Origin of the sequence: Burkholderia sp. HAN2018 (genome assembly GCF_024704855.1) — a bacterium.
Taxonomy (GTDB): Bacteria; Pseudomonadota; Gammaproteobacteria; order Burkholderiales; family Burkholderiaceae; genus Burkholderia; species Burkholderia cepacia.
Window position 1 is genome coordinate 1 of the sequence record NZ_QOBB01000378.1, and the last position, 4,130, is coordinate 4,130.

General features: G+C 69.0%; 5 protein-coding genes. 3 read left to right on the plus strand and 2 right to left on the minus strand.

Annotation, left to right across the window (positions count from 1 at the left end; genetic code table 11):
* The 3 genes from DPV74_RS39600 to DPV74_RS39610 form a co-directional block, all read left to right on the plus strand.
* Positions 1–881: aldose 1-epimerase (locus DPV74_RS39600; RefSeq protein ID WP_162923284.1), on the plus strand; the 881-nt coding region annotated here is incomplete at its 5' end.
* A 39-nt stretch (positions 882–920) separates the two neighbouring features.
* Positions 921–1,748: an orotidine-5'-phosphate decarboxylase gene (gene pyrF / locus DPV74_RS39605; protein ID WP_059697855.1), complete on the plus strand. Its 828-nt coding sequence runs from the start codon at positions 921–923 to the stop codon at positions 1,746–1,748.
* A 232-nt stretch (positions 1,749–1,980) separates the two neighbouring features.
* On the plus strand, positions 1,981–3,039 hold the full coding sequence (locus DPV74_RS39610; RefSeq protein WP_027788409.1) for a hypothetical protein: 1,059 nt from the start codon (positions 1,981–1,983) through the stop codon (positions 3,037–3,039).
* A gap of 37 nt (positions 3,040–3,076) precedes the next feature.
* On the opposite strand, the gene DPV74_RS39615 is transcribed toward DPV74_RS39610, so the two are convergent.
* On the minus strand, positions 3,077–3,577 hold the full coding sequence (locus tag DPV74_RS39615; protein ID WP_021161868.1) for a CinA family protein: 501 nt from the start codon (positions 3,575–3,577) through the stop codon (positions 3,077–3,079).
* Between the two features lie 31 nt (positions 3,578–3,608).
* A partial coding sequence (locus DPV74_RS39620) for a phosphatidylglycerophosphatase A (RefSeq protein ID WP_162923285.1) occupies positions 3,609–4,130 on the minus strand: 522 nt, incomplete at its 5' end.

Below are 4,130 nucleotides of genomic sequence, written 5' to 3' on the forward strand. Positions count from 1 at the left end.
CGCATCTCGGCGGCGGCATCGCGCGCTTCGACTGGCGCGGCGACAACGGCGCGTTGATGCCGGTGTTCCGCCGCTGCGACCACCCGGAGACGGCGACGGACCCGAACCAGCTCGCGTGTTATCCGCTGCTGCCTTACTCGAACCGCATCGGCGGCGCGCGTTTCGAATGCGACGGGCGCAGCGTCGCGGTGCCGCGCAACCGCCGCGACGAGCCGCTGCCGATCCATGGCGACGGCTGGCTCGCGCCATGGCAGGTGGACGATGCGACCGCCACGTCGCTGCAGCTGTCGCTCGATCGCACCGCCGGTGCGCCGTATGCGTTCCGCGCGATCCAGTCGTTCGAGCTCGACGATACGACGCTGTCGATCGCGCTGACGATCGAGAATGCGGGGCGCGCGCGATTGCCGTTCGGGCTCGGCGTGCATCCGTTCCTGGTGCGCGACGACGTGACCGAACTGGCCGCGGCCGCCGGCGGGCTGTGGCTGTCGGGCGCCGATTTCCTGCCGGTGCGGCACGTGAGCGTGCCGCCGGCCTGGCAGTTCGGCGTCGCGTATCCGCTGCCGGCCGCGCTCGTCAATCACGCATTCACCGGCTGGGGCGGCCACGCGACGGTGAGCTGGCCGCGCCGCGGACTGTCGCTGACGGTGGCGGCCGACGCCGATGCGTACGTGCTCTATACCCCGCCCGGCGAGGATTTCTTCTGCTTCGAGCCGGTCGATCATCCGATCAACGCGGTGAACCTGCCGGGCGGCGCGACCGCGCACGGGATGACGCTGCTCGCGCCCGGCGAGCGGCTCACGCGGCGTTTCGCGTTCACCGTCGAGCGCGCCGATGCGCGCGGCAATGGCGCGACACGCGAGGCGCGCCGGCGACGCGGGTAAAATACGCGGTCTACCAACGGTTTGCCGCGAGTACCCGCCATGTCTTCCCCGCTTACTTTCATCGAATCGCTGCGCGCCGCGTGGCAGCGCACGAATTCGCTGCTGTGCGTCGGCCTCGATCCCGAGCCGTCGCGCTTTCCCGTGCAGTTCGAGGGCCAGCCCGACGCGATCTTCGAATTCTGCCGGCAGATCGTCGACGCGACCGCGCAATACGCGAGCGCGTTCAAGCCGCAGATCGCCTACTTCGCCGCGCATCGCGCGGAAGACCAGCTCGAGCGCCTGATCGCGCACATCCACCTCCAGCACCCGGGCCTGCCCGTGATCCTCGACGCGAAGCGCGGCGACATCGGCAGCACGGCCGAGCAGTACGCGCGCGAAGCGTTCGAGCGCTATCGTGCGGACGCCGTCACGGTGAACCCGTACATGGGCTACGACTCGGTCGAGCCGTACTTCGAGCACGAAGGCAAGGGCGTGATCGTGCTGTGCCGCACGTCGAACCCGGGCGGCTCCGACCTGCAGTTCCTCGACACGAACGGCCGGCCGCTGTACCAGGTCGTGGCCGATCTCGCGGCGAACAAGTGGAACGCGAAGAACGGCCAGCTCGGCCTCGTGGTCGGCGCGACGTTCCCGAAGGAAATCGAGATCGTGCGCGGGATCGTCGGCGACATGCCGCTGCTGATCCCCGGCATCGGCGCGCAGGGCGGCGACGTGCAGGCGACCGTCAACGCAGGCCGCACGGCCGACGGCACCGGCATGATGATCAACTCGTCGCGCGCGATCCTGTACGCGAGCAAGGGCGAGGATTTCGCCGAAGCCGCGGCGCTCGCCGCGCAGAAGACCCGCGACACGATCAACGCGCATCGCTGATCGACGCTGGCGCCGGCTGCCCGCGCGGGCAGCCGGTTCCGGCAGGCCCGCGTTCGCGGGCCCGTGCCGCTTTCTCCGCCTTACCGCCTCCGTTTCCCTCGTTCCCGGCCGTCGCACTGACGCGCACGGGCAATTTCCCGTCGTTTCCGCACCGCATGCCCGCGCGCCAATCGCGCGATGCTCGCGCTTGTCATCGATCTGTAACGAAACCGTCAAGAAAGGGAGTGACGCCATGCCCAAGCTGTCCCGACGTCTTCTGAGCGCGCTTGCCGCGTCGTTGTGCATGAGCTTCGCCCACGCGGCGGACCTGTCGCACTGGCCGGCCGACAGCGCGAAGGCGTTGAACGCGATGATCGCCGCGCACGCGAACCGCGGCGACTACGCGGTGTTCGACGCCGACAACACGACCTACCGCTACGACCTCGAGGAGTCGCTGCTGCCGTACCTGGAGAACCGCGGCGTGCTGACGCGCGACACGCTCGATCCGTCGCTGAAGCTGATCCCGTTCAAGGATTCCGCCGATTACAAGGAATCGCTGACGAGCTATTACTACCGGCTCTGCGAGATCGACGACCTGGTCTGCTACCCGTGGATCGCGCAGGCGTTCGCCGGGCAGTCGCTGGCCGACCTGAAGCGCCACGTCGACGCGATGCTCGCCGACGGCAAGCCGATCCCGATCCGCTACTGGCAGGGCGACAAGGTGGCCGACGGCACGGTGAACCCGCCGCGTTTCTTCCGCGGGATGCAGGAGCTGTACAACGCGCTGCGCGAGAACGGGATCGAGGTCTACGTGATGACGGCCGCGCACGAGGAGCTCGCGCGGCTCGTGCTGTCCGACCCGAAGTACGGCTACAACGTGAAGCCGCAGAACGTGATCGGCGTGACGACGCTGCTGCGCAACCCGGCGACCGGCGCGCTGACGACGTCCCGGTTGCAGATCAAGGCGGGCAAGTACGACGAGGCCGCGAACCGCAGCCTCGTGATCACACCGTTCCTGATGAACCCGATGACGTGGTACGAAGGCAAGCTCGGCTCGATCGTCGGCTGGATCGACCAGTGGAAGAAGCCGGTGCTCGTCGCGGGCGACACGCCGACGTCCGACGGCTACATGCTGCTGAACGCGACCGACGTCGCGCGCGGCGGCGTGCGCGTGTGGGTGAACAAGAAGGACAAGCAGATGGCGCAGATCCGCGCGTGGTCGGATGAATCGGCCGCGCGGCAGAAGTCGCTCGGCCTGCCGGTCACGGCGGACAAGAACTGGATCGTCGTGAAACCCGACGCGATCCAGTAAGCGGGCCGGCAGGGGCGCGGCGGGCGCCCCGGCCCGGTCAGCCCTCGCGCTCGTCGAGCAGCTTCAGCAGCCCGCGCAGGGCATGCGCGGCCGCCTGCGTGCGGATCTGATCGCGGTCGCCCTTGAACACGAGCGTCTCGACGTCGGTATGCAGCCGGTTGCTCCAGCCGAACGACACGGTGCCGACCGGTTTCTTCTCGCTGCCGCCGGCCGGGCCCGCGATGCCGGTGACGGACAGCGCGACCTGCGCGCGGCTGTTGCGCAGCGCGCCTTCGGCCATCGCGCGCGCGACGGGCTCGCTGACGGCGCCGTGCTTGTCGATCAGGTCGGGCGGCACGCCGATCATGTCGATCTTGGCCTGGTTCGAGTACGTGACGAAGCCGCGCTCGAACCACTGGCTGCTGCCGGAGATGTCGGTGATCGCGGTGGCGATCATGCCGCCGGTGCAGGATTCGGCGGTGGCGAGCGTCAGGTGCTCGTCACGCAGCTTGTTGCCTGCGCGGATCGCAAGCTGGTGGACGACGGAATCGGTTGGCATGCGCGTCGGGAAACGGGAGTCGGGAAATCGGTCAGCCGACGACGGAGCGCCACAGGGCGATCACGAGCAGCGTCATGAACGCGGCGACCAGGTCGTCGACCATGATGCCGAGCCCGCCTTTCAGGCGGCGCTCGAAATAGCGGATCGGCGGCGGCTTGAGCATGTCGAAGATGCGGAACGCGACGAACGCCCATAGCTGGCCGATGAAGGTCGCGGGCGTGACGAACAGCATCACGAGCCAGATCGCGACGATTTCGTCCCAGACGACGGCGCCCGGATCGGACGTGCCCATCTTTCTCGCGGTGAAGCCGGTGAGCCACGTGCCCGCCACGAAGCCGACCGCGATCAGCGCCCACCATTCGGGCACCGTCAGGTAGCGGTTGAGCACGACGAACGTGAGCCAGCCGAACAGCGAGCCGAACGTGCCGGGCATGAGCGGCGCGAGCCCGCTGCCGAAGCCGAGCGACACGAGGTGCGCGGGGTGCGACAGCATGAAGCGCGCGGTCGCGCGCCGCGGCGCGTGTCCGCCAGGTGCGGCGCCGGGCTCGGCCGC

Bases quoted from the DNA above. Each gene is read 5' to 3' on its own strand.
- DPV74_RS39615 (WP_021161868.1), bottom strand. From the start codon at position 3,577: ATGCCAACCGATTCCGTCGTCCACCAGCTTGCGATCCGCGCAGGCAAC.
- pyrF (WP_059697855.1), top strand. From the start codon at position 921: ATGTCTTCCCCGCTTACTTTCATCGAATCGCTGCGCGCCGCGTGGCAG.
- DPV74_RS39610 (WP_027788409.1), top strand. From the start codon at position 1,981: ATGCCCAAGCTGTCCCGACGTCTTCTGAGCGCGCTTGCCGCGTCGTTG.